At 70.0% G+C, this 23,568-nt stretch carries 20 protein-coding genes and 1 pseudogene; 20 read left to right on the top strand and 1 reads right to left on the bottom strand.

Annotated elements, in window-relative coordinates; translation table 11 throughout:
* Positions 1–103 precede the first annotated feature (103 nt).
* The 11 genes from ACQP04_RS24085 to ACQP04_RS24035 are packed head-to-tail and all read left to right on the top strand — an operon-like array spanning position 104 to position 12,760.
* Positions 104–1,243, top strand: coding sequence for an acyl-CoA dehydrogenase family protein (locus ACQP04_RS24085; protein ID WP_433508430.1), 1,140 nt, complete (start codon positions 104–106; stop codon positions 1,241–1,243).
* A complete protein-coding gene (locus tag ACQP04_RS24080) occupies positions 1,240–2,754 on the top strand; it encodes an acyl-CoA carboxylase subunit beta (protein ID WP_433502834.1) in 1,515 nt (504 codons plus the stop codon). Before ACQP04_RS24085 ends, ACQP04_RS24080 begins: the two co-directional genes overlap by 4 nt.
* Before the next feature lie 17 nt (positions 2,755–2,771).
* A complete protein-coding gene (locus ACQP04_RS24075; protein ID WP_433502833.1) occupies positions 2,772–4,697 on the top strand; it encodes an AMP-binding protein in 1,926 nt (641 codons plus the stop codon).
* Complete coding sequence (locus tag ACQP04_RS24070; protein ID WP_433502832.1) at positions 4,690–6,264, top strand: AMP-binding protein; 1,575 nt, start codon at positions 4,690–4,692, stop codon at positions 6,262–6,264. The genes ACQP04_RS24075 and ACQP04_RS24070 overlap by 8 nt, the downstream gene beginning before the upstream one ends.
* Positions 6,261–7,052 (top strand): enoyl-CoA hydratase/isomerase family protein, encoded by a 792-nt coding sequence (locus tag ACQP04_RS24065; protein ID WP_433502831.1) that lies wholly within the window; start codon positions 6,261–6,263, stop codon positions 7,050–7,052. The genes ACQP04_RS24070 and ACQP04_RS24065 overlap by 4 nt, the downstream gene beginning before the upstream one ends.
* Positions 7,053–7,556 (top strand): MaoC family dehydratase, encoded by a 504-nt coding sequence (locus ACQP04_RS24060; RefSeq protein ID WP_433502830.1) that lies wholly within the window; start codon positions 7,053–7,055, stop codon positions 7,554–7,556.
* Positions 7,553–8,869 (top strand): MFS transporter, encoded by a 1,317-nt coding sequence (locus ACQP04_RS24055; protein ID WP_433502829.1) that lies wholly within the window; start codon positions 7,553–7,555, stop codon positions 8,867–8,869. Before ACQP04_RS24060 ends, ACQP04_RS24055 begins: the two co-directional genes overlap by 4 nt.
* Positions 8,870–9,313, top strand: a complete 444-nt coding sequence (locus ACQP04_RS24050) for a MaoC/PaaZ C-terminal domain-containing protein (protein ID WP_433502828.1) — start codon at positions 8,870–8,872, stop codon at positions 9,311–9,313.
* The gene (locus ACQP04_RS24045) at positions 9,310–10,119 is read left to right on the top strand and encodes an HpcH/HpaI aldolase/citrate lyase family protein (RefSeq protein WP_433502827.1); all 810 of its coding nucleotides are present in this window, start codon (positions 9,310–9,312) and stop codon (positions 10,117–10,119) included. Before ACQP04_RS24050 ends, ACQP04_RS24045 begins: the two co-directional genes overlap by 4 nt.
* Complete coding sequence (locus ACQP04_RS24040) at positions 10,116–11,033, top strand: LLM class flavin-dependent oxidoreductase (RefSeq protein WP_433502826.1); 918 nt, start codon at positions 10,116–10,118, stop codon at positions 11,031–11,033. The genes ACQP04_RS24045 and ACQP04_RS24040 overlap by 4 nt, the downstream gene beginning before the upstream one ends.
* The gene (locus tag ACQP04_RS24035) at positions 11,027–12,760 is read left to right on the top strand and encodes an acetyl/propionyl/methylcrotonyl-CoA carboxylase subunit alpha (RefSeq protein ID WP_433502825.1); all 1,734 of its coding nucleotides are present in this window, start codon (positions 11,027–11,029) and stop codon (positions 12,758–12,760) included. The genes ACQP04_RS24040 and ACQP04_RS24035 overlap by 7 nt, the downstream gene beginning before the upstream one ends.
* 683 nt (positions 12,761–13,443) lie before the next feature.
* Here the strand turns inward: ACQP04_RS24035 and ACQP04_RS24030 are convergent.
* Positions 13,444–14,590: pseudogene (locus ACQP04_RS24030) on the bottom strand (CaiB/BaiF CoA transferase family protein).
* Positions 14,591–14,921: 331 nt separating this feature from the next.
* On the opposite strand from ACQP04_RS24030, the gene ACQP04_RS24025 reads away from it, so the two are divergent.
* The 9 genes from ACQP04_RS24025 (at position 14,922) to ACQP04_RS23985 (ending at position 23,163) form a co-directional block, all read left to right on the top strand.
* On the top strand, positions 14,922–15,389 hold the full coding sequence (locus ACQP04_RS24025; RefSeq protein ID WP_345383983.1) for a hypothetical protein: 468 nt from the start codon (positions 14,922–14,924) through the stop codon (positions 15,387–15,389).
* Positions 15,390–15,391: 2 nt separating this feature from the next.
* Complete coding sequence (locus ACQP04_RS24020; RefSeq protein WP_433502824.1) at positions 15,392–15,907, top strand: pyridoxamine 5'-phosphate oxidase family protein; 516 nt, start codon at positions 15,392–15,394, stop codon at positions 15,905–15,907.
* Positions 15,904–16,680 (top strand): glutamine amidotransferase, encoded by a 777-nt coding sequence (locus ACQP04_RS24015; RefSeq protein WP_433502823.1) that lies wholly within the window; start codon positions 15,904–15,906, stop codon positions 16,678–16,680. The genes ACQP04_RS24020 and ACQP04_RS24015 overlap by 4 nt, the downstream gene beginning before the upstream one ends.
* Positions 16,681–16,716: 36 nt before the next feature.
* On the top strand, positions 16,717–17,721 hold the full coding sequence (locus ACQP04_RS24010; protein ID WP_433502822.1) for a LacI family DNA-binding transcriptional regulator: 1,005 nt from the start codon (positions 16,717–16,719) through the stop codon (positions 17,719–17,721).
* The gene (locus ACQP04_RS24005) at positions 17,718–18,674 is read left to right on the top strand and encodes a PfkB family carbohydrate kinase (protein WP_433502821.1); all 957 of its coding nucleotides are present in this window, start codon (positions 17,718–17,720) and stop codon (positions 18,672–18,674) included. The genes ACQP04_RS24010 and ACQP04_RS24005 overlap by 4 nt, the downstream gene beginning before the upstream one ends.
* A gap of 426 nt (positions 18,675–19,100) precedes the next feature.
* Positions 19,101–20,573, top strand: a complete 1,473-nt coding sequence (locus tag ACQP04_RS24000) for a nicotinate phosphoribosyltransferase (protein WP_433502820.1) — start codon at positions 19,101–19,103, stop codon at positions 20,571–20,573.
* 104 nt (positions 20,574–20,677) lie between these two features.
* Positions 20,678–21,337: an HAD family hydrolase gene (locus tag ACQP04_RS23995; protein WP_433502819.1), complete on the top strand. Its 660-nt coding sequence runs from the start codon at positions 20,678–20,680 to the stop codon at positions 21,335–21,337.
* On the top strand, positions 21,334–22,365 hold the full coding sequence (locus ACQP04_RS23990; protein WP_433502818.1) for a ribose-phosphate diphosphokinase: 1,032 nt from the start codon (positions 21,334–21,336) through the stop codon (positions 22,363–22,365). The genes ACQP04_RS23995 and ACQP04_RS23990 overlap by 4 nt, the downstream gene beginning before the upstream one ends.
* A 201-nt stretch (positions 22,366–22,566) precedes the next feature.
* Positions 22,567–23,163, top strand: a complete 597-nt coding sequence (locus ACQP04_RS23985) for a TIGR00730 family Rossman fold protein (RefSeq protein WP_433508429.1) — start codon at positions 22,567–22,569, stop codon at positions 23,161–23,163.
* Positions 23,164–23,568: the final 405 nt, after the last annotated feature.

The following is a 23,568-nucleotide window of genomic DNA, read 5'->3' as shown; positions in this document are numbered from 1 at the left end:
CCTCCCTCTCGGGCCTCAACCGTAGCTCTCCCGGGCTTGACACCGGACCCGGACCGCGCAAAAGTTCGACCGCCCGGTCGGTCGATAATGTGAGGAAGTGCAGATGCTCTTCGAGCTCGACGACGAGTACTCGGCCTTCCGGGGAACCTGCCGTGACTTCGCCGATCGGGAGATCCGGCCGCTCGTGAAGGCCGCTGAGCAGGGCGAGACATTCCCGGTCGAGCTGTGGAAGACACTCGGTGCGGCCGGCCTGCTCGGCCTGGTCACGCCGGAGGAGTACGGCGGGTCGGACGCAGGGGCGCTGCCGGTGGCGCTGCTGGCCGAGGAGCTCGCCCGCGCCAGCGGCGGGATCGCCGTGACAGCGCTGGTCAGCGCGTACATGGCCGGGCCGCACCTCGTCCGGCACGGATCGGAGGCGCAGCGGGAGCGCTGGCTCGGGCGGCTCGCGAGCGGTGAAGCCGTGGCCGCCATCGCCGTCACAGAACCCGGCACCGGTTCCGACGTCGCCGGCATCACCTCCAAGGCCCGCCGCACCGAGGACGGCTGGGTCCTCGACGGCCGCAAGATGTTCATCACCAACGCCGGCCTGGCCGACGTGCTGGTGGTCGCTGCTCGCTCGGGTGGCCCCCGCCATTCCGGGATCACCCTGTTCGAGGTCCCGAAGGGCACACCAGGGCTCTCGTTCGGCGCCCCTCTGCGCAAGATGGGTTGGCACTCCTCGGACACCCGCGAGGTGATCCTCGACGGCGTCACGGTGCCCGTCGACGCCGTGGTGGGCGCCGAGAACCGCGGCTTCCATCAGATCATGGAAGGCTTCCAGCTCGAGCGCATCGCCCTGGCCGGCATGGGCCTCGGGCACGCCGCGGAGTCCCTGGACCTGGCCCGCGACTACGTCCGCGAGCGGGAGGCGTTCGGCGCGCCGCTCGCGCACCTGCAAACGGTCCGGCACCGGATCGCGGTCATGGAGATCGAGCTCGACGCCGCCCGGCTCGTCACGTACCAGGCGGCGGCCCGACTCACTGCGGGCCATCCCGAGGCCGCGGCGTCGGTGGCCCGGGCCAAGTACCTGGCCGCCGTGGTCGCCAACCGAGTGGTGGACGACGCCGTGCAGCTGTTCGGCGGCGCCGGCTTCGTCGAGGAGACGCCCGTGGCCCGGCACTACCGGGACGCCCGGATCCTGCGGATCGGCGGCGGCACGGACGAGATCCAGCTGGAGATCCTGACGAAGGGACTTGCTCGGTGAGTGCACCGACCTACGAGGACGTCGCGAAGGCACAGGAACGTGCCCTACGGGGCGGCGATCCCTCTCGCTGGCCCGACAAACTCCCCGTTCGGGACCGGCTGGCCGTGCTCTTCGACCCGGGTTCGTTCGTGGAGGACGGCGTGCTGGCCAGCGCCGCGGGCGACGCCCTGCCCGCCGACGGCGTAATCACCGGTGTCGGCCGCGTCGAGGGCCGCCCGGTCGCCGTGATCGCCCATGACTTCACCGTCAAGGCCGGCTCCTGGGGGGAGCTGACCTGCGAGAAACAGATCCGCATCCTGGAGCGGGCGGACCGCGATCTGCTCCCCGTCGTCTACCTCGTCGACTCCGCGGGCGGACGGTTGACGGATCAGATGGGGTTCTTCCCCGGTCGCCGCGGTGCGTCGGCGATCTTCCACCTGCAGATCAAGCTGTCCGGCCGGGTCCCGCAGATCTGCTGCCTGCATGGGCCGTCCGCCGCGGGCGGCGCGTACATGCCCGCCTTCTGCGACTGGGTCGGGATGGTGCGCGACAACGCCTCCATGTACCTGGCGAGTCCGCGGGTCGCGGAGAAGGTCACCGGCGAGCGCACCACGCTCGAGGAGATGGGTGGCGCGATGATGCATGCCACCGTCTCCGGCTGTGGTGACGAGGTGTTCGACTCGGATTGGGAGGCGGTCGCCGCCGCCCGGCTGCTGCTGACCTACCTGCCGGACGACTTCCGATCCTCGCCCGTCCGCCGCGAGCCCGAGGCGCCCGAGCACGTCCTCGGCGACGTCGTGCCGTTCGACCCGAACGAGGCCTACGAGGTCCGTGACGTGATCGACGGGATCGTCGATGCCGGCTCGTTCTTCGAGATCAAGGCCCGCTGGGCCGAGGAGATGGTGGTCGGCCTCGCCCGGCTCGACGGCCGGGTGATCGGGCTCGTCGCCAATCAGCCCGGCGTGCGCAGCGGCGCGATCTTCGTCGATTCCGCGGACAAGGCGGCCAGGTTCATCTCGTTCTGTGACGCCTTCGGCGTCCCGCTCGTGTTCCTGCAGGACGTGCCGGGGTTCATGGTCGGGGTCGAGGTCGAGCGGCAGGGGATCATCCGGCACGGCGCGAAGATGATCGCCGCGATGTCGTCGGCCGAGGTGCCGAAGTACACGGTGGTGCTGCGCAAGGCCTACGCCGCGGGCTACTACGCGATGTGCGCGCCCGGTTTCGAGCCACGGGCGACGATCGCGCTGCCGACCGCGTCGATCGGCCCGATGTCCGCCGAGGCGTCCGTCAACGCCGTGTATGCCAACAAGATCGCCGCGATCGAGGATCCGGACGAGCGTGCGGCGTATGTCGCCGCCCGCACTGCCGAGCAGGAGCGGGACATCAACCTGCTGCGGATGGCCGGGGATCTGATCGTCGACGCTGTCGTCGAGCCTGGGGACCTGCGCGCCGAGCTCGCCGCCCGGATGGTTGACGCGGACCGCTGGACTCGCGTGACCGGCCGCCGCCACCACCTCATCAGCCCCGTCTAACCGCCGGAAGGACGACGATGTCCGAGCTAGATCCGCTCGCCCAGCTCATCGCGAATCCGCTGCGCCCGCTACCGGACCGGTGGACGGTGCCCGACCGGGTGAGCGAGTTGGAGCGTGCCCGCGCGTTCACGACCGCCGACGACTACTGGGCGTGGGTCGCAGGGCAGCAGCGCTGGATGCGCCCGTGGCAGAGCGTACGCACCGGCGAGCTGCCGGACTTCCGCTATTTCGAGGGTGGCCTGCTGAACGTCGCGGACAACTGCGTGGACCGTTGGGCGGAGGACCCGGCCACCGCGCACCGGGCGGCCGTGGTGTGGGAGGGCGAGCCGGGCGACGCCCGCACGCTCACCTACACCGAGCTCGCCGACGAGGTGTCGCGGCTGGCCAAGGGCCTGCTGGAGCTGGGCGTGCGCAAGGGCGATGTCGTCGGCGTCTACATGTCCAACCTCGTGGAGGCCTTCACGACGATCCACGCCTGCAACCGGATCGGCGCGATCTACACCGTGCTGTTCTCCGGTTTCGGCGAGGAGGCCGTGGCCTCGCGGTTGCAGGCCGCGCGGGCATCCGTCGTGGTGGTGGCGGACGCGATCTTCCGGCGCACCAAGCGGATCCCGCTCCTGGACACGCTGCGCGCTGCGCGCGGCCGCGCACCGACGGTGCGGGCGACGGTCGTGGTGGACCGGACCGGGGACGCCGTGCCTTTGCAGGAGAACGAGTACGGCTACGCCGACGTGCTCGGGAAGGGCGCGGGCGGCACCCCGGCCGAGCCGCTGGACCCCAACGAGCCCTCGTTCCTCATCTTCACCAGTGGCACCGAGTCGAAGCCGAAGGGCGTGGTGCACAGCGTCGGTGGCTTCCTGCTCGGCACCTGGGCGAACGCGCACTGGCAGGCCGGCCACGAGCCCGGCGACGTCTACTGGGTGGCCGCGGACGTCGGCTGGCTGACCTTCCCGATCCAGGCCGTGGTCGGCGGGCTCGCTCGGGGCATGACGATCGCCTGCTTCGAAGGCGCCCTGGACACCCCGACCACCGCGCGCTTCTACGAGATCTGCGAGCGTCACGGGGTCACCAAGGTGCTCGCCGCGCCCACCCTGGCCAGGATGCTGCGCAAGTTCGGCGACGACCTCGCCGCCGCGCACCCGCTGGGGCTGAAGCTGATCACCATGCAGGGCGAGCCGCTCGACGCGGACACCTTCGACTGGATCACGGACACCTTCGACGTTCCGGTGGTCAACGCCTACGGGCAGACCGAGACCGGCTCCACCTGGACCTATCCGGTGTACGGGGCCGAGGCGCTGAAGGCCGGCTCGGTCGGCACCGCGGTTCCCGGGCACGAGTGGGCGATCATCGACGACGCGGGAGAGCTCTGCCCACCCGGCGTCAAGGGCAACCTGGTGCTGACGGAGCCGTTCCCCACGTTGGCCCGCACGGTCTGGGACGACCACGACCGCTACAGACAGACCTACTTCGCCCGGTTCCCCGGCCGCTACGCCACGCACGACGAAGCCGTCCTCGACCACGACGGGCACCTGTGGGTGCTCGGTCGCGCCGACGACGTCATCAACGTGGCTGCGCACCGGATCTCCACGATGGAGATCGAAGCGCTGGTGACCGCTCACCCGGCCGTCGTCGAGGCCGCCGTGATCGGCGTCCCCGACGACACCAAGGGCACGGTGCCGATCGCGTTCGTGACCCTCGGCCGGGACGCCGGAGACGGGATCGAGGCCGACATCGAACAGCGCGTCGTCGCCGAGCTCGGTGGTTATGCGAAGCCGGCCCGGGTGTACGTCACCGGCGCGATGCCCAAGACACGCACCGGGAAGACGATGCGCAGGCTCCTGCGCGATCTCGTGGTGCACGGAAAGCCGACCGGCGACACCAGCGCGATCGAGGACGCGTCCGCATTGGACATCGTCGCCGAGGTGGTGCGGGCCGATGCGTGATCTCCCCCTGGAGGAGCGGACGATCGGCCGGGTCCTGGCCGACAAGGCGCACACCGTCGGCGAGCGCCCGTTCCTGCACTTCGACGGAAGGACCTGGACGTACGCCGACGTCCATGCCGTCACGAACTCCGTGGCCGAAGGCTTCCGGCGGGCCGGGATCGGCCGGGGCGACCATGTCGCGCTGATGTTCGACAACCGCCCCGAGCTGATCTGGGCGATATGGGGACTCGGCAAGCTCGGGGCGGTGGCGGTCCCGCTGAACACCGCAGCCAAGGGCGATCTCCTCGTCTATCTGCTGGACCAGTCGGACTCGGTGCTGCTCTGCGCCGAGGACGGTTACCGAGAGCGGGTAGAGGCCGCCGTCGGCAAGGTGCCGGCGATCCGCGAGGTCCTCGGCCCGGACCGGGTGGCCGCATTCGCCGAGCTGCCCCCGGACGACCCGGCGGAGATGCTGGACGTGAAGCACTCGGATCCGCACCTGATCATGTACACGTCGGGGACCACCGGGCCGTCGAAGGGCGTGGTGTCGCCGCACTCGCAGGGCCACGCCGTCGGACGGCAGATGGCGTCGCTGTCCGGCTACGGGCCCGACGACGTCCTCTACACCTGCCTGCCGGTCTTCCACGGCAACGCGCTCTGGTACACGATCTACGCCGCGCTCTGGGCGGACGCCTCGGTCGCGTTGTCGCGCACCTTCTCCGCTCGCCGGTTCTGGGACGAGATCCGGGAGACCGGCACGACGGTGTTCAACGCCCTGGGTGCGATGTCCAACATCATCTGGCAGCAGCCGGAGTCGCCGCGGGACCGCGAGCACAAGGTCCGCACGGCGATGATGGTGCCGAACTCGGTCGACCTCACCGAGCGTTTCGCACGCCGCTACGGCATCGGTACCACCTCGGTGTTCGCGATGACGGAGAACTGCGCGGTCACCGTGTTCGGTCCGGACGACCCGCCGGAGAAGGCCGGGTCCGCGGGGCGGGTGCGGGACTACATGGCCGTGCAGATCGTGGACGACGACCGCCGCCCGGTGGCTCCCGGCGAGGTCGGCGAGATCTGTATTCGACCCAACGAGCGCGGGATGATCATGCTCGGCTACTACGAGATGGCCGACGCCACGGTCGCCGCGACGACCGATCTCTGGTTCCACACCGGTGATCGCGGCTGGGTCGACGCCGACGGCTTCCTCTACTTCGCGGACCGCAAGAAGGAGGCCATCCGCAGGCGTGGCGAGAACATCTCGGCCTACGAGGTGGAGACCGTGCTCTGCAACCATCCGTCGGTCCTGGAGGCCGCGGCTGTGCCCGTGCCCTCGGAGCTGGGGGAGGACGAGGTCATGGCCTACGTCGTGGCGGCTCCGGGCGCGGAGGTCGATCACGCGGAGCTGATCGCTTACTGCGTCGAGAACATGGCGTACTACATGGTGCCGCGCTACCTCGACGTGATCGGCGAGCTGCCGAAGACGCCCAGTGCCAAGATCGAGAAGTACAAGCTCATGACGTCCGCGCGCGATCGGCTCGACGAGCTGTGGGACCGGGAGAAGGCCGGGATCCGGGTGAGGCGGTCGTGAGCGTCGAGACACAGATCGACGGCCGGGTTGCCCGGGTCCTCATCGACCGCGCGCCGGCCCGCAACGCGCTGAGCCCCGCGGTGCTCGCCGGGCTGGACGACGCCGTGGACGCCGCGATCGAGGCCCGCTGCACGGTGTTCGTGCTGCGCGGGGCAGGCGGCTCGCTCTCCGCGGGAGCGGATCTGCCGCACCTGCGCTCGTTGCAGGGCAACGCCGAGGCCACCCGCTCGTACATCACCTCGATCGGTGCCGTGCTGGACCGGATCGAGGCGGCGCCGTTCGTGTCCGTGGCGGTGATCAGCGAGTACGCCCTCGCCGGCGGATTCGAGATCCTGCTCGCCTGCGATCTCGCCGTGACCGCGGACGACGCTCAGATCGGGGACCGGCACCTGGAGTACGGGCTACTCCCCGGTGCGGGCAGCTCGGTGCGGCTGCCGCGTGCGCTGCCCGCCGCGCAGGCCCGCCGGCTGCTCTACACCGGCGAGATGATCGACGGCGCGACCGCCGCGGCGTGGGGCATCGTGAGCCACCACGCCCCCGCCGCGGAGCTCGACGAGACGGTCGATGCCCTGGTGGCGCGGCTCGTTCGGCACAGCCCGGCCGCGCTCGCCGGCATGAAAGGGATGTACCGCCACGGGCTGGAGCGCCCCGCAGGGCAGGCGCACGTGGACGAGCGGGAGGTCCTGCTGCGCCACCTGGAGAGCCCGACGATCGCGGAGGGCCTCACCGCGTTCCTGGAGCGCCGCGCCCCCGACTTCACCGGCCCCCATTACGACAGGGAGATCTGAGTGACCCGCCCCGTTCTCGGACGCTGGTTCGAGGAACTCGAACCCGGCACCATCGTGCAGCACGCGTTCCGCCGCACCGTCACCGAGACCGACAACGTCGTCTTCACGACGATGACCATGAACCCGGCCCCGATGCACCTGGACGCGGACTACGCGGCCAGCACGGAATTCGGGAAGCCCCTGGTGAACAGCATGTTCACGATCGCGCTCGTGGTCGGGCTGTCCGTGCCCGAGCTGACCCACGGGACGATCGTCGCCCAGCTCGGGCTGGACGCGGTGAGCTTCCCGGCGCCGGTCTTCCACGGCGACACGATCCGGGTGGAGAGCGAGGTCGTGGAGGCGAGGGCCTCGCGCTCTCGGCCACGGGCAGGGCTCGTCGTGTTCGAGCACCGCGCCTACAACCAGCGCGACGAGCTGGTCTGCCGGGCGCGGCGGACCGGCTTGATGTACCGGCGGCCGACCGGCGCCGACGGTTCACACGGAGCACAAGGGAGTGCGCCATGACCAGCGAGTCCATCCCGATCACGCGCACGGAGACCTCAGCACCGCAGATGCGGCGCGTGGCCGCGTCCGTGCTGATCGGCACGACGATCGAGTGGTACGACTTCATCCTCTACGGTTCGGCGGCCGCCCTGGTGCTCGGCCCGCTGTTCTTCCCGAGCCACGATCCGGTCGCCTCGACGCTGCTGGCCTTCAGCACGTTCGCGGTGGGCTTCGCGGCCCGCCCGCTCGGCGGGATCGTGCTCGGGCACTTCGGGGACCGCATCGGCCGTAAGAAGATGCTGGTGCTCTCACTGTCCATGATGGGCATCGCGACCTTCCTCATGGGCCTGCTGCCCACTTATGCGACGATCGGTGTCGCGGCGCCGGTCCTGCTGGTACTGCTGCGGCTGATCCAGGGCTTCGGGGTCGGCGGGGAATGGGGCGGTGCCGTACTCACCGCCGTCGAATCGTCCAGCCCGAGCAAACGCGGCTTCTTCGGCAGTCTCCCGCAGATCGGTGTGCCCGCCGGGCTGTTCCTCGCGACGCTGGTGTTCTTCGGCGTGTCGCAAATGCCGCAGGAGGCGTTCCTGTCCTGGGGCTGGCGGATCCCCTTTCTGGTGAGCATCGTGCTGGTGGTCGTCGGACTCGTCGTACGGGCCACGCTGGACGACACCCCGGTCTTCCACGAGGTCCAGCGCTCCCAGCGGACCGTCCGCATGCCGCTGCTCGACGCCGTGCGCCGCTACCCGAAGCAGATCATCCTGGCGACGGGCTCGATGATCTCCACCGGCGGCTACTTCTACGTCGTCAACACCTACGCGCTGGCCTACGCGAAGAGCACGAAGTCGCAGAGCGGCAACGCAATGCTGATCGCTGTGCTTATCGGCGCGGTGGTGGCCGTGCTGGCGCTGCCCTTCTTCGGAGCGATGGCCCAACGCCGCGGACGCCGGATGCTGATCATCACCGGGCTTGCCGCGATGGCGGTGTGGATCTTCCCGACGTTCCTGGCGATCGACAGCGGCAGCGCAGTGTGGCTGGTGCTGGCCTACGTCGTCGGTGCGGTGCTGTTCTCGGTGTCGTACGGCCCGCAGGCGACCTTCATCACCGAGCTGTTCGACGGCAGCGTGCGATTCAGCGCGTCGTCGGTGTCGTTCCAGCTGGGCGTGCTGCTGGGCGGGGCGATCGCTCCGCTCGTGTCGGCCGCGCTCGTCGCGGGCACCGGGACGTCGATGAGTGTGGCGGGCTATGTGGCGGCGCTTTCGCTGCTGTCGCTGGCCTGCGTGTTCGCGGTGTCGCAGCGCGACCTCTCCCACGGCAGCAAGGACATGAACTAAGTGATCACGCAGTACCTCAACGAGATCGAGGTGGGGGACCGGCACGTGAGCCGGGCCCGCACGATCACCGAGACGGACCTGGTGACCTTCGCGATGTTCACCGGGGACTGGCACCCCATCCACACGGACGTCGAGTACGCCGCGGCCGATCCGCGCTTCGGCGGGCGAATCGCGCACGGGGCGCTGGTCGTCTCGGTGGCCCTGGGGCTCGTCGAGTTCCGGCCGGAGGCGATGAAGGCCTTCTACGGCATTGACAAGCTCCGCTTCGTCGGGCCCACGCGGATCGGCGACACGCTACACGTCGAGAGCCAGGTACTCGAGGTGACGCCCAGGGGATCCGACGACGGCGTGGTCACCTCGCGCTTCGCGGTGGTCAACCAGAAAGGCGAAGAGGTCGTGGTGGCGACCCTGAAGTGCCTGGTCGTGAGGGAAGGAGCGGCGTGACCCTCGCGGCCCGGAGCCTGATGTTCGTGCCGGGCGGGCGGCCCGAGCTGCTCGCAAAGGTCGCCCGCTGCCGGCCGGACGTCGTCGTCGCGGACCTGGAGGACGCCGTCGCGCCCGGCGACAAGGAGCGGGCGCGCGGCGCGATCGTCGAGGCGCTCGCGGAGAGGCCCGAGGCCGGGGCCGTGCTGCTGCGGATCAACCCGCCCGGCACGCCCTGGTACGCCGACGATCTCGCGATGGCCGCGCGCGCTCCGGTTGACGGCATCGTGCTGCCCAAGTACGAGCTGCGCTCGCAGCTGGCCGAGGTCCGTACCACGCTGTCCGCGGGCGCCCTGGTCATCGTCGGCCTGGAGAGCGCGCGGGGGGTGGCGGACGCGCGTCCCCTGCTGGAGGAGGGGCCGGACGCCGTGTACCTCGGCGCCGAGGACCTGATCGCGGACCTCGGCGGCCGTCGGACCCCCGCCGGCACGGAGGTCCTCTACGCCCGCAGCCAGGTGTGCCTCGCCGCCCACCTGGCCGCGGTACCGTCGATCGACCAGGCGGTGGTCGCGGTGCGAGACACCAGGTACTTCCGGCAGGACGCTGCGCAGGGCCGGGACCTGGGTTACCACGGCAAGATCTGCCTCCACCCGCTGCAGGTGGAGGCGGCGCACGAGGTCTTCACACCGTCCAAGGAGGAGATCGGGCACGCCCGCGCGGTGCTGGCTGCCGCCGAGCAAGGGGTGGGGATGGTCAACGGGCAGATGGTCGACGCGGCGCACGTCGCCATGGCCCGCGGGGTACTGGCGCGGACGGGGGTCTCATGAGGATCGGGCTGATGGTGCCGCCGCAGACCCCGCTCGCAGGGATCGTCCCGCTAGCCCGGCGGGCCGAGAAGCTGGGCTACGACCTGCTGGCCTGCGGCGAGCATGTCTTCTTCCACGTCCCGGTCACCAACGCGTTCGTCACGCTCGCCGCCGTGGCCGGGGCGACCGAGCAGATCCGGCTGCTCAGCGCCGTCACGTTGCTGCCGACCTATCCCGCGGCGATCGCGGCCAAGCAGGTCGCCACGCTCGACGGGGTCAGCGGTGGGCGGTTCGAGCTGGGCGTCGGTGTCGGCGGGGAGTTCCCGCCGGAGCTGCGCGCCTGCGGGATCGACCCGGCCGAGCGCGGCCCACGCACCGACGAGGCGCTGGAGATCATGACCCGGCTGTTCGCCGGCGAGACGCTCACCTACGAGGGCCGGTTCGCGCGGTTCGAGGGCCTGCAGCTCGATCCGCGGCCGGCGGCTCCGCCGCCGGTGTGGGTGGGCGGCCGCAAACCGGTGTCGCTGCGCCGGGCCGCGCGCTTCGGCGACGTCTGGTTCCCGTACATGATCACGCCGGACCAGCTGGCCACCGGCCTGGCCGACGTCCGGGAGCGGGCCGCCGCGCTCGGCAGGAAGCCCTTGCAGGGCGCGCTGTTCTGCTGGGCGGGAGTCGGGGCGGACGCCGCTGCGGCGCGCCGGACCGCTCTGGACACCCTTGGCCGGATCTACCGGCAGGACTTCACCCGCCTCGCCGAGCGCTACGTCCCGGCGGGCACGGCGGCCGACGTCGCAGCCCGGATGCGGGAGTATGCCGCTGCCGGCGCGGACACGCTGCTGTTCGCCCCCGCCTGCCCGGACGACGAGCTGGACCGGGCCGTCGAGTTGTTCGCGCGCGAGGTCGCGCCGTCCCTGAAGGAGGAGATCCGGTGCTGACCGACGAGCCGACGCACCCGCTGCACACGGTGCTGGTCGCGAACCGCGGCGAGATCGCGGTCCGGGTGATCCGGGCCGCCCGCGATGCCGGCCTGCGCAGTGTCGCCGTGTACGGCGGTCCGGACCGCGACGCCCTCCATGTCCGCGAGGCCGACCAGGCCGTCGCGCTCGCGGGCGACGACGCGGCGTCCACCTACCTGAACGCCTCGGCGCTGGTCGCGGCCGCACTCGAGGCCGGCGCCGACGCCGTCCATCCCGGCTACGGATTCCTGTCCGAGGACTCTGCCTTCGCGCGCGCCGTCATCGACGCCGGCCTCACCTGGATCGGCCCGCTGCCCGAGACCATTCGGGAGCTGGGGGACAAGGTCGCCGCCCGGCGGATCGCCCGCGACGTGGGCGCCCCGCTCGCGGCCGGCACCCCCGATCCGGTCAGCGACGTCGCCGAGGTCGAGGAGTTCGCGCGAGCCCACGGGTTGCCGATCGTGATCAAAGCGGCGTTCGGTGGCGGCGGGCGCGGCCTGAAGATCGTCCGGGACGAGGCCGAGATCGGCGAGGCGTTCGAGGCCGCCACCCGGGAGGCGACGGCGGCGTTCGGCCGCGGCGAGTGCTTCGTGGAGCGCTTCCTCGACCGGGCTCGGCACGTCGAGGCCCAGGTACTCGCGGACGCACACGGCACCGTGCTCGTCGTGGGCCTGCGGGACTGCTCGCTGCAGCGGCGCAACCAGAAGCTCGTCGAGGAAGCGCCTGCGCCGTTCCTCACCGCGTCGCAGGAGGAGGAGCTCCGTAGCTCGGCGGAGCGGATCTGCAAGGCGGCCGGCTATGTCGGCGCCGGCACCGTGGAGTACCTGCTCGGCGGCGACGGCACGCTGTCGTTCCTGGAGGTGAACACCCGTCTTCAGGTGGAGCACCCGGTCACCGAGGAGTCCACCGGCGTGGACCTGGTGAGCGAGCAGTTCCGGATCGCGGGCGGCGCGGGGCTCACCGGCACTCTCCCGGAGGCCCGCGGGCACAGCATCGAGTTCCGGCTCACCGCCGAGGATCCCGACGCCGGTTTCCGGCCGAACCCCGGCACCCTCACCGTGTTCCGGATGCCGTCGGGCCCGGGGGTGCGGGTGGACTCCGGGGTGGCCGAGGGCGACGTGGTCGACGGTCGCTTCGACTCGATGTTCGCCAAGCTGATCGTCAGCGGGCGGGACCGGTCGCAGGCGCTGGCCCGGGCCCGCCGTGCGCTGGCCGAGGCCCGGATCGAGGGGGTGCCGACGCCGCTCGGCTTCTACCGGCGGGTGGTGACGGATCCGGACTTCGCCGAGGACTTCGCCGTCCACAATCGCTGGGTCGAGGAGCAGAGCCCGGCACCGGCGGAGGAGGCCACCGGGGACGTACTCACAGTCCGGGTCGGTCGACGCCTGATGATCGTGCCTGTGCCCGGGCTCATCGCGCTGGGGGACCGGGCCGTGCAGATCCGTCGGGAGTCCGCTGAGTTGCGGCGCGCCGAGGCCGCGGAGATCGCGGGCGGTGCGGTCACCGCGCCGATGGCGGGCACGATCGTCCGGCTCGCCGTGGCCGACGGCGACACCGTGGCGAAGGGCGATCTCGTAGCCGTGCTGGAGGCGATGAAGATGGAGAACAAGGTCCTTGCCCACCGTGACGGCCCGGTCCACGACGTGTCCGTCATGGTCGGGGACGCCGTGGCCCACCAGACCCTCGTCTGCCGGATCGGAGACTGACCCGTTGGTCAAGGAGCACGATGTCGTCGTCCCGGCGCTCGAACGCCGCCAGCCCGCGTCGCAGGGAACGCAGCGCCGGCGGAGCCGGGGTGCTGCGGGCATCTGAGCTTTGGGGCACCGGGACCGGATCGTCGCGTTCTTGTCGAACTTCCCGAGGCACTCGTCGCAGTCCTGACCTACGTCGCAGGGAGGTCCGATCGGCGGGCATCGGCAGCGGAGACGCCGACCGTGGGCCCGGCGAGCTACCGGTTTGAGCGCTGCGGCTCCGATTGTGGTGCTCGTTGACGGTAGTCGGCCGCTCGGGCGCGGCGGGCGGATGTGCCCGGCCGCGTTGTGCAGCGCCCTGATTGAACCAGCCGATGTACTCGAGCGCGGCAATCTCGCATGCTTGACCGTCCGCCATGGGCCTCGAGGCTTAATCAGCTCGGTCTTGAACAGCTCGATGGTGGACTCGCAGTGCGTTGTCGTGGCCGGCGCCGACGGGCTCCCGACCGAGGGCGTCCGCCCGACGTCAACGGAGCCGGGCTCGACGTGGCCGGCGCGTTCGGCGGCTACAGGCAGTCCGGCAACTGTTAGCCACCCTCGGCCTGCGGGAATCTCTCAAGGTCAAGTCGGTGTTCGACTAGGGAGGCACTGAGCGGAGCACTTGGTGGGCGCGGCAGCGCCGCGCTCACCACGGCCGCCTACTCCTGCGGCAGGCGCGGGGGAGCGGTCAGATACCGCGGCGGGGTCGCCGAGAGGCCGATCGGATTGCGGGTTAGCGCTACGGCAGATCCGTCGGAGCGGGGCAGCTCGACCACTGGATCCAGGCCCAGTGATTCTGCGAGCGCGAACGCACCGGCGATGTCGTTCACGACACCGGCGGGCACTCCGACCTCGGACAGCTGCGCAGCCCAGTCCGCGGCCGGTCGCTCACGGAGCTGCTTCTCCAGGAGCAGGCGCAGGACCTCACGGTTCGCAACGCTTGCCGGGTTCGTGGAGAACCTGGCGTCGGCGGCGAGCTCGCGGAGGTCGAGCACCGCGCACAAGGCCCGGAACTGCCGAGCGTTACCGACGGCTAGAGTCAGGTCGCGGTCGGCGCAGGGCAGCAGCTCGTAGGGGGCGATGCTGGGGTGCCGGTTGCCGGGCTGCTCGGGAACCACACCTCCCGCGGTGTACGCAGCCCCTTGATTGACCAGCGCGGCGAGCAGGCTGGAGAGCAGGTCGACCTCGACCCGCTGGCCGATGCCGGTCGAGTCGCGGTGGCGCGGCGCAGCGAGGATGCCCACGGACGCGAACAGGCCAGCGAGCACGTCGACCAGCGCCACGCCGACCTTCTGCGGCTCCCCGTCCGGGTCGCCCGTGATGCTCATGAGCCCACCGACCGCCTGGACGAGCAGTCGTAGCCGGCAGCGCCGCGCGCTCCGGACCCGAAACCGGTGATCGAGCAGTAGACCAGCCGTGGGTTCGCCGCGCAGAGCTCCTCGGCCCCGAGCCCGAGCCGGTCCATCACGCCCGGACGGAAGTTCTCCACCAGCACGTTCGCACCGAGGGCCGCTGCCCGCGCGGCGGCGCACCCGGAAGGGGTGGACAGGTCGAGTGCGACGGAGGACTTGCGGTTGACCGCCTGGAAGTACGTGGCCTCACCGGCGTCGTCGTAGGGCGGGCCCCAGGCACGGCTGTCATCGCCGGTCCCCGGTCGCTCCACCTTCGTGACCGATGCCCCAGGTCGGCGAGCAGTGTCGTGGCGAACGGCCCGGCCAGCACGCGCGAGAGGTTCACGACCTTGAGCGGAGCGAGCGCAGTAGGCGGAGTAGGACCTCGGCACCTCCTCGCTAGAAAGCTTTCGATGAGGCATGTAGGGCCGGTGACGTGCGTCAAGAACTGGTGCGCAGGTTCAGGGGCCACTCCCGGACGACTGTGGAGCTTGCCGAGCCGCACGACGGACTAGCTGGCCTTCTGGGCGAGTGAGCAAGTTTCAGTCCACGGGTCGGGGCGCTCCGTGCAACTCATACCGGGGCCGGACGGCCGAGAACTGAGGCTTGACCTCCTGTCGACTCGCCGGGCTAACATAGAAACGAATCAAGCGACCGACGTCACTCGCCGAAGTGCAGGACCCGAGCGCGGTGCGCAAGGGCCCTCGGCAGCTGCTTCGACCTACCCCTGAGAGAGGAGACGCGCCGTGACCGACTACGACCCCGGCGCTCCCAACGCACGTCGCTTCCCGCGGGTGATCGTGCCCGACGAGATCGACAAGATGCCGCGCCTGACCTTCAACACCGGCATCACCACCAACATCTTCCTGTCCCGCGAGCGCGACGACGCCCGGTACTTCCGGCACGGCTACTGCTACGGCGAGCCGGATCACCTGCCCTACCACTGGGACCAGCAGGACTTCGACGAGACGCACTACGTGCTCGAGGGAAAGATCCACCTGGTCGTGGAGGACGCCGCGGGCCGCACGATCGTGCTCGAGGCGGGCAAGGGCGAGCACATCTATCTCCCCGCCGGCTACAAGTACACGCTCGAGAGCACCGGCGTCGCCTACCACTTCTTCTGGACCTCCGGCCCGTCCCCCAAGGTCGGCGTGGCCGACGCACCGGAGTACAGCCGCGAGCTCAAGGCCCTGCGCACCTCGGAGGGGAACTGACCATGGCCGTGACCGCGAGCACCTGGCAGCCGCTGCGCGGCGACAAGCGCTGGGCCTACCTGTCCCGGGCGAAGACCATCCGCATCGCCACGGCGAACGAGGACGGGAGCATCTACCTGTCGCCGCTGTGGCTCGTGGTGCACGACAAGAAGATCTACATCCCGATCGACGCCGCCTCACGGCACGCCGCGAACTTCACCGCCGGCCGGGCGCTCTCGGCCCTCGTCGACCAGGGCGAGGAGTACGCCACCGTGAGCGGCGTCCGGATCAGCGGCACTATGCGCAAGGTCGAGGACGAGGCGCTGGTGGAGACCCTCGCGCAGCTGGTGTTCGACAAGTACTTCCACGTCGGGCACCCCTACGCCGAGCAGTACCTCGAGTTCGGCCAGGTGGCCGGCCGGACGTACTACGAGCTCGTCCCGGACAAGATGATCGGCTGGGACATGCGCGAGATCAACGTGATCGCCATGCCGGAAGCCCGCGTGCTGCCGGCCCACGTGGGGGACCGGATCCTGTGAGCACCACCGACGGGGCGGGGCCGCTGCGCGTGCTCTTCGCCGGCGAGTCGTGGATCAAGCACACGATCCACATGAAAGGCTTCGACCAGTTCCATAACACCGAGTACGAGGAGGGGGCCGGCGAGTTCCTGGCGGCCCTCGACCGCGAGGGCTTCGACGTCACCTACGTGCGGGGCCACGAGATCTCCTCGAGGTTCCCGAAGACGATCCAGGAGCTCGACCGGTTCGACGTCGTCGTGCTCTCCGACATCGGCTCCAACTCCTTCCTGCTGCCTGACGAGACGTTCCAGCGTTCCGAGCGCAGCGCGAACCGGCTGGCGCTGCTGCGCGACTGGACGCGGGCAGGCGGTGGCGTGGTGATGATCGGCGGCTACCTGTCCTTCACCGGCATCGACGGCAAGGCCCGGTTCGGCATGACTCCGCTCGCCGACGTGCTGCCGGTGCGGATGCTCGACCACGACGACCGGATCGAGGAGTCCGAGGGAGTCAAGGCGGACTTCGACGAACCCACCCACCCCGTGCTGGGAGGCACCCCTGCGGAGTGGCCGCCGCTGCTGGGGTACAACCGCGTGATCGCCAAGCCGGACGCGACGACGATCGCGCGGGCGGGGGAGGATCCGTTGCTGGTCGTCGGGCAGGCAGGCGAGGGCCGCTCGGTCGCCTTCGCCTCGGACCTGGCGCCGCACTGGGCCCCACCCGAGTTCGTCGGATGGGCGCACTATCAGAAGCTGTGGGCGTCCATCTTGAGCTGGGCGGCCGGCGGCCGTCCCTAGGAGGTCTCAGCCGTGGTAGCACGCCGTCGTCCCACCATGAAGGACGTCGCCGCGCATGCGAAGGTCTCGATCAGCACGGTCAGCTACGTCTTGAACGACAGCGGGCCGGTCGCCCCCGAGCGCCGCAACCGGGTCCTCGACGCGATCCGGCTGCTCGACTACTCGCCCAACGAGTCGGCGAGAAGCCTCAAGCGGCGCTCGGCGTCGACCATCGCGATGGTGGTTCCCGACCTGACCAACCAGTTCTTCGCCATGGTCGCCGAAGGCGTGCAGCGGGCGGCGTCCGCGGTCGACGTACTCGTCGTCCTGGTCGTACCCGACGCCACCGAGCAGCCCGAGGAGAACCAGGCCAAGCTGCTTCGCAGCCAGCGGGTCGACGGCGTGATCTACCTGTCCGGCACCGGCTCCATGCCCGCCGCCATCTACGACCTCGCCCGCTCGGGGCCGGTGGTGCTGGTCGACGAGCAGATCCCGGGCCGGGACCTCCCCGCGGTCGTGTGCGACTCCCGACGCGGAGCGCGAGAGGTGGCCGCGCACGTGCTCGAGCAGGGGCACCGCAAATTGGCCGTCATCGGCGGGCCGCCGGCGCTGTGGACGGCCCAGCAACGTCTCGCCGGATACCGGGAGGCGTTCGCCGGGGCCGGCCTTGATCCCGACTCCGTCCCGGTCCACACCGGGGACTACCGGTTGGAGTCCGGCGCCGCGGCCGCGGCGGCGATCCTGGACGGCCCGGCGGACAAGCAGCCGACGGCCCTGCTGTGCGCCAACGACCTCATGGCGATCGGCGCGATGGAGTGTCTGAAGGCACGCGGACTGCGGGTCCCGGAGGACGTCAGCGTGGTCGGCTTCGACGACCTGCCGATGTCGGCCTTGCTGACCCCCAGACTGACCAGCGTGCGCCAGCCCGCGCACGACATGGGCTATCGCGCGGCGCAGGTGCTGTTCGACCTGCTCGAGGGCAAGGACGACGACGCGGGCGAGCTGCTGGCCACCGCGGTCCAGATCCGCGACAGCGTCTGCCCACCCAGGGAGAACAGATGAGCGGCACCGACGTGGTGGTCGTCGGCGCGGTCAACGTCGACATGGTGGTGACAGCGCCACGATTGCCAGGACCGGGGGAGACCGTGGTCGGCCCCGGCGTCGAACGGTACGGGGGCGGCAAGGGTGCGAACGCCGCCGTCGCCGCGGCACGGGCCGGAGGACGCGTGCACTACGTCGGCGCGGTCGGGGACGACGACCTGGGCCGCGGCGCCGTTGCGGAGCTGCGAAACGAGGGAGTCGACGCGACGGGGGTGGCCGTCAGCGACACCGCTACCGGGGTCGCGCTGATCGTCGTGAACCCTGACGGCGAGAACCAGATCGCCGTCGGCGCCGGCGCCAACACCCGGGTCGATCCTCCCGCCGTCGAGTCCGCTCTGCGGCGAACACTGCCCCGAGCGGGATGCGTTCTGGTCAGCACGGAGATCCCGGGCGAGGCCGTCGACGCCGCGGTGCGCACAGCCCGGATTGCCGGAGCCCGTTGCATCCTCAACCCGGCCCCGGTCCTGCCGTCCCTGGTCGACCTGCTCGAGCTCGGGCCGCTGCTCACGCCCAACGCCGGCGAGCTTCTCGATCTCGCCACTGCCGCTGGCGTCGACCACGGAGCCGGCGGGGCCGGACCGCGGTCGTCGGCGACCGTTCTCCGCTGTGCCCGCGCCCTGTCCGGACTCACGAAAGCCGAGCTGGCGGTGACACTCGGCGGGGACGGGGTACTCATCGTCTGGCCTGACGGAGCCGTCGAGCACCTCCAACCCCATCCCGTGACCGTTCGCGACACGACCGGCGCAGGCGACACCTTCAACGGCATCCTCGCCCTGGAGCTCGCCCGCGGGGAACCGCTCGCCGCCGCGGCGCGAACCGCCAACGTCGCCGCCGCGCTCTCGGTGGCCGGTGAGGGAGCGCGCGGCGGCATGCCCTCGATGCACGAGCTGGCCCACGCCCTGGTGGCCCACTGATCGACTACCGGGGGAGGGGACCCTATGGATGCTAGAAACGGTTCTAGCTTCCTTGAGCGGTGGCTGCACTTGCACCCGTGCGTATTCGTGAGTACAGGCACGCCGGCGTCCAGGTCTCCGGGCGCGTGTGGCGTTCTGAGCTGCCCAGATGCGGGGTCGACTGGCCAGGGGCCGGCTGTGCTGGCAGCTCTCGACGCAGGCGTGGCTGAGGCGGCGTCGTTCGAGAAACCTCCTTCGGGTGAGTTGACGGTCACACTAGAAACGTTAAAATCGCGTTGCTGGACGGCTCGCCCTCTGGTGGACCGTCGGACGGATACGCAAGGCTGCATGTCCCGCGTAGAACCCCGGTTCCACGCATCCTGAGCCACCTCTGCCGCGCCCTCGACGAGGTAGCACGGCGGGTCGGTAGAAACGACTCCGTGGAAGGTGAACGAGCCGATGGGCTACCTCGACAACCTGATCATCAACACCGACAACTACAAGCACTGCCACTACCCGCTCTACCCCCCGGGCACCGAGTACGTCTCGAGCTACATCGAGTCGCGCGGTGGCGAGTGGCCGGTCGTGCAGTTCGTCGGCCTTCAGGCGTTCCTGCGCGAGTACCTGATGCGCCCGATCACCCTCGAGGACATCGACGAAGCCGAGTTCGTCGTCCGCGAGCAGGGGATGCACTTCAACCGCGAGAACTGGCTCGGCATCCTCAACGACCATGACGGCTTCCTGCCCGTGGAGATCGAGGCCGTTCCCGAGGGCACCGTCCTGCCGGCCCGCAACGTGCTCGTCCAGGTCCTCAACACCGACCCGAAGTACTTCTGGGCCACCAGCTTCTTCGAGACCGCGCTGCTGCGGGCGGTCTGGTACCCGAGCACCATCGGCACGGTCAGCTGGCTGTCCAAGATGGTGATCAGGGAGGCGCTCGCGCGGACCTCGGACAACCCGCAGCTGATCCGCAACACCCTGCACGACTACGGCGCCCGCGGCGTCAGCTCCCAGCAGTCCGCGGCCCTCGGCGGTCTGGCGCACCTGGTCAACTTCGACCAGTCCGACACGGTGCCGGGCATCCTCGCCGCGAAGCGCTTCTACAACGCGGGCAAGGTCTCCAACTCCGGCCCGAACTCCGAGCACGCGGGCTTCTGCGCCTGGGGCCGCGAGAACGAGGTCGAGGCCCTGCGCAACATGCTCGACGTGTACGCCTCCAACGGCGTCGCGCTGCTGCTCACCGACACCTACGACCACGAGAACTGCGTCAAGAAGATCGTGGGGATCGAGCTCAAGGAGCAGATCCAGAACTTCCCCGGCCTCGTGGGCATCCGTCCCGACTCCGGCGACATCATCCAGGTCACTGCCGACACCACCGAGTGGCTCATGGACGCCTTCGGCTACGAAGTCAACTCCAAGGGCTTCAAGGTCCTACCCCCGTACATTCGGGTCGTGCAGGGCGACGGCGTGAACTTCTACAGCCTGCCGCAGGTCTACATGGAGCTGGAGCGCCGCGGCCTGGCCGCCGACAACGCCGTCTTCGGGATGGGCGGGGGCCTGCTGCAGCACTGGAACCGCGACACCATGAACTTCGGCCAGAAGGCCTCCGCGGTGTGCGTGAACGGCGAGTGGCGCGACATCGCCAAGTCGCCGACCGGCGCCTCGTTCAAGGTGTCGAAGAAGGGCCGGCTCGCCCTCAAGCACGAGAACGGCGTGTACACCACCGTGCCGAAGGGTTCGATCCCCGAGTCGGAGAACGTGCTGCAGCCGGTGTTCCGCAACGGCAAGCTGCTCAAGAAGTGGGACTTCACCGAGCTGATCGCCAACGCCGAGCGGGAGGTCCCGGAGTCCTACTACATCGAGCACGTCGCGCAGATGCGCACCGTGTCCGACGAGACCGCGGTCACCGCCCGCGCCTGATCGGCGTCCCCGCATCGGCGCTGCGAGCAATCATGGTGCCGTTGCGGCCGGGTCGAGACCCCGCGCCGCGACGGCACGCACCTCAGCGATCTGGAGAGCCGGCCATGACCCGCACCTACCTGCACGTCTTCGACATGGACGGCACACTGCTTCGCGGCGCAGCCTCGGTGGAGTTAGCGCGTCACCTGGGGACCTTCGAGGCCGCCGACCGGATCGAGCGGGCGTGGGTACGCGGGGAGATCGGCGAGGTCGCGTTCTGGGAGCAGATGCTGCCGCTGTGGGCCGAAGTCACCGAGGACGAGATCGACGCAGCATTCGCGGCCTCGTCCTGGATCAAGGGTGTGCAGGAGGTGTTCGACGACATCCGACGCCGGGGCGAGAACATCGCGGTCATCTCGCAGTCGCCGCACTTCTTCGTCCGGCGGCTGGAGGCCTGGGGCGCCCACCGCACCTTCGGATCCGACATCGTCCCCAACGGGCCCACTCGCCAGGACCTGCTGCTGACCCTGCAGCACAAGGTCGACATCACCCTCGGCCTGCTCGCCGAGCTCGGGCTCACCGAGCACGACTGCGTCGCCTACGGCGACTCCACCTCCGACAGTCTGCTGTTCGAGCACCTGCCGCACACAGTCGGGGTCAACTGCAGCCCGGTCTTGCGCGAGCGCGCGACCGTCTGCTTCGACGGCGACGACATTCGCGGCGCCTACGCCCTCGGTCGGCAGCTCCTCGAGGGCGTCCGAACCCCACCGGAGTACGCGGAATGACCACCGATGCGCCCGCACCCGCCCCGCCCGTCACCAGCATGCGGCTCGGCTACGACAAGCGCCTGATGCTCTTCGCCGGACGTGCCAATCCCGCGCTGGCCGATGCCATCGCGCGCGAACTCGGGGTCGAGCTCGGGCCGGTCACCTTGAAGACCTTCTCCAACGACGAGGTCTACTGCCGCTTCACCGACTCCATCCGCGGCGCAGACGTCTTCATCGTTCAGCCGATGTGCGGCAACCCCGTCACCGGCGTCAACGCCAACGACGCCCTGCTCGAGCTGCTCGTCATGATCGACGCAGCGGTGGGGGCCAGCGCACACCGGGTCATCGCCGTGACCCCTTGGTACGGCTACTCCCGTCAGGACAAGAAGTCCGCACCGCGCGAGCCGATCTCCGCGCGCCTGGTCGCCCGGATGCTCGAGTCCGCGGGAGTCGACCGGGTACTCACGATGGACCTGCATGCCGGCCAGCTGCAGGGCTTCTTCTCCCGCCCGGTCGACCACATGACGGCCCTGATGATGCTCGCCGACCACTTCGGGTGTCTGGATGACGATCCGGACGACCTGGTCGTCGTCGCCCCGGACGCCGGGCGCGTGAAGCTCAACAAGCAGTTCGCGACCCGGATCGGCGCGGGACTGGCGATCCTGGACAAGGAGCGTCCCCGCCAACAGGTCGCCGAGATCGGGCACGTCATCGGCGACGTCCGCGGCAGGACCGCGATCATCGTCGACGACATCATCGACACCGCCGGAACACTGCGGGCAGCCGGCGAGGCCGTTGAGCGCGCCGGAGCCAAGCGTGTGTTCGCCGCCGCCACGCACGCGGTGCTGAGCGGCAAGGCGCACGAGAACCTGGCCGACGCCCCGCTCGAGCGCATCGTGGTCACCGACACGATCCCGCTGCGCCCTGGCGTTCCGGCCAACGTCGACGTCGTCTCCACCGCACCGCTCCTCGCGGACTCCATCCGCCGGATCTTCACCGACGACTCGGTCAGCGAGGTCTTCGGTGGCCACAATCACCTGTTCTGACAGCGCACCGGATGAGATGCCGTCGTCGGTACCGGGCCTCGCTGCGAGGCCCGTGGAAGGGGTTGCTCCTGTGTCCACGCAGAATCCGGCTGGCGGTGTCCGCATCTGCTATAGGCGCGGCGGAGCAGTTCGGACTGAACTGAGGGAGCACTTGCAGGAGTAGTTCGGACTGGACCGTCGGCGGGAGGCAGCGTGGCCACGATCAAGCGTCTGTGTGTGTTCTGCGGTTCGAATGTTGGCAGAGGCCGGAGCTATCTCGATGCCGCTCGTGAACTTGGCCGGCTGTTGGCGCGTCAAGAAATCACTCTGGTGTACGGCGGAGCGGGCGTCGGGACGATGGGTGCTCTCGCCGATGCCACTCTCGAGGCGGGCGGAGAAGTCATCGGCGTCATCCCGCAACAGCAGACGGGGGAGGAGATGGCCCACCAGGGCTTGACGGAGCTCCACGTGGTGGAGTCGATGCACGAGCGCAAGGCGATGATGAGCGAACTCGCCGACGGTTTCGTCGCGCTTCCCGGCGGCCTCGGCACGCTGGAGGAGTTCGCCGAAGCGCTGACCTGGGCCCAACTCGGCCTGCATCGTAAGCCGACGGGATTGTTGGATGCAAATGGCTACTACAGCCTCTTCCTCGCGTTCCTTGACCACGCAGTGGCTGAAGGCTTTCTTCGACCGACGGACAGACAGCTCGTCCTGGCCGGGCGGGATCCTGACGCGCTCGTCAGAGAATTGCAGCGGTGGGAACCACAGGGGGAGCAGCGCTGGGAGCCGGTTCTTGAACCCGATGGTGAACGCTCCTAACGTCGGTCTTATGGCGAGCAAGAAGGCCGGTCGGACGCGGCCCCGTGGGAGCATCGACGAGCTGCCCAGCGGCGGTCTCCGCGTGCGCGTCGACGCGGGCTGGGACACCGTCACCCGTCGCCGCCACTACCTGACGGAGATCATCAATCCCGGCCCTCGAGCCCGGGCTCAGGCCGAGGCGGCACGCACCGGATGCTCAACGAGGTCGACGAGCGCCGAAGCCCGCGCACGTCCGCCACGGTCAAACAGCTGCTCGACCGCTACCTCGAGTGATCGACGTCAGCTCGAGCACGCACGTCATGTACACGCGGTACCTGGAGAACCACGTCCGCCCGTTCATCGGCGGCCTGAAGGCCGGCGCCGTCGACCCCGACGTGCTCGACTCGCTCTACACCGAGCTTCGTC

The organism is Pseudonocardia halophobica (assembly GCF_050948485.1).
In the GTDB taxonomy this organism is placed as follows: domain Bacteria; phylum Actinomycetota; class Actinomycetes; order Mycobacteriales; family Pseudonocardiaceae; genus Pseudonocardia; species Pseudonocardia halophobica.
Note: the sequence above shows the minus strand (reverse complement) of the source record. Positions and strands in the feature narration are given on the sequence as shown.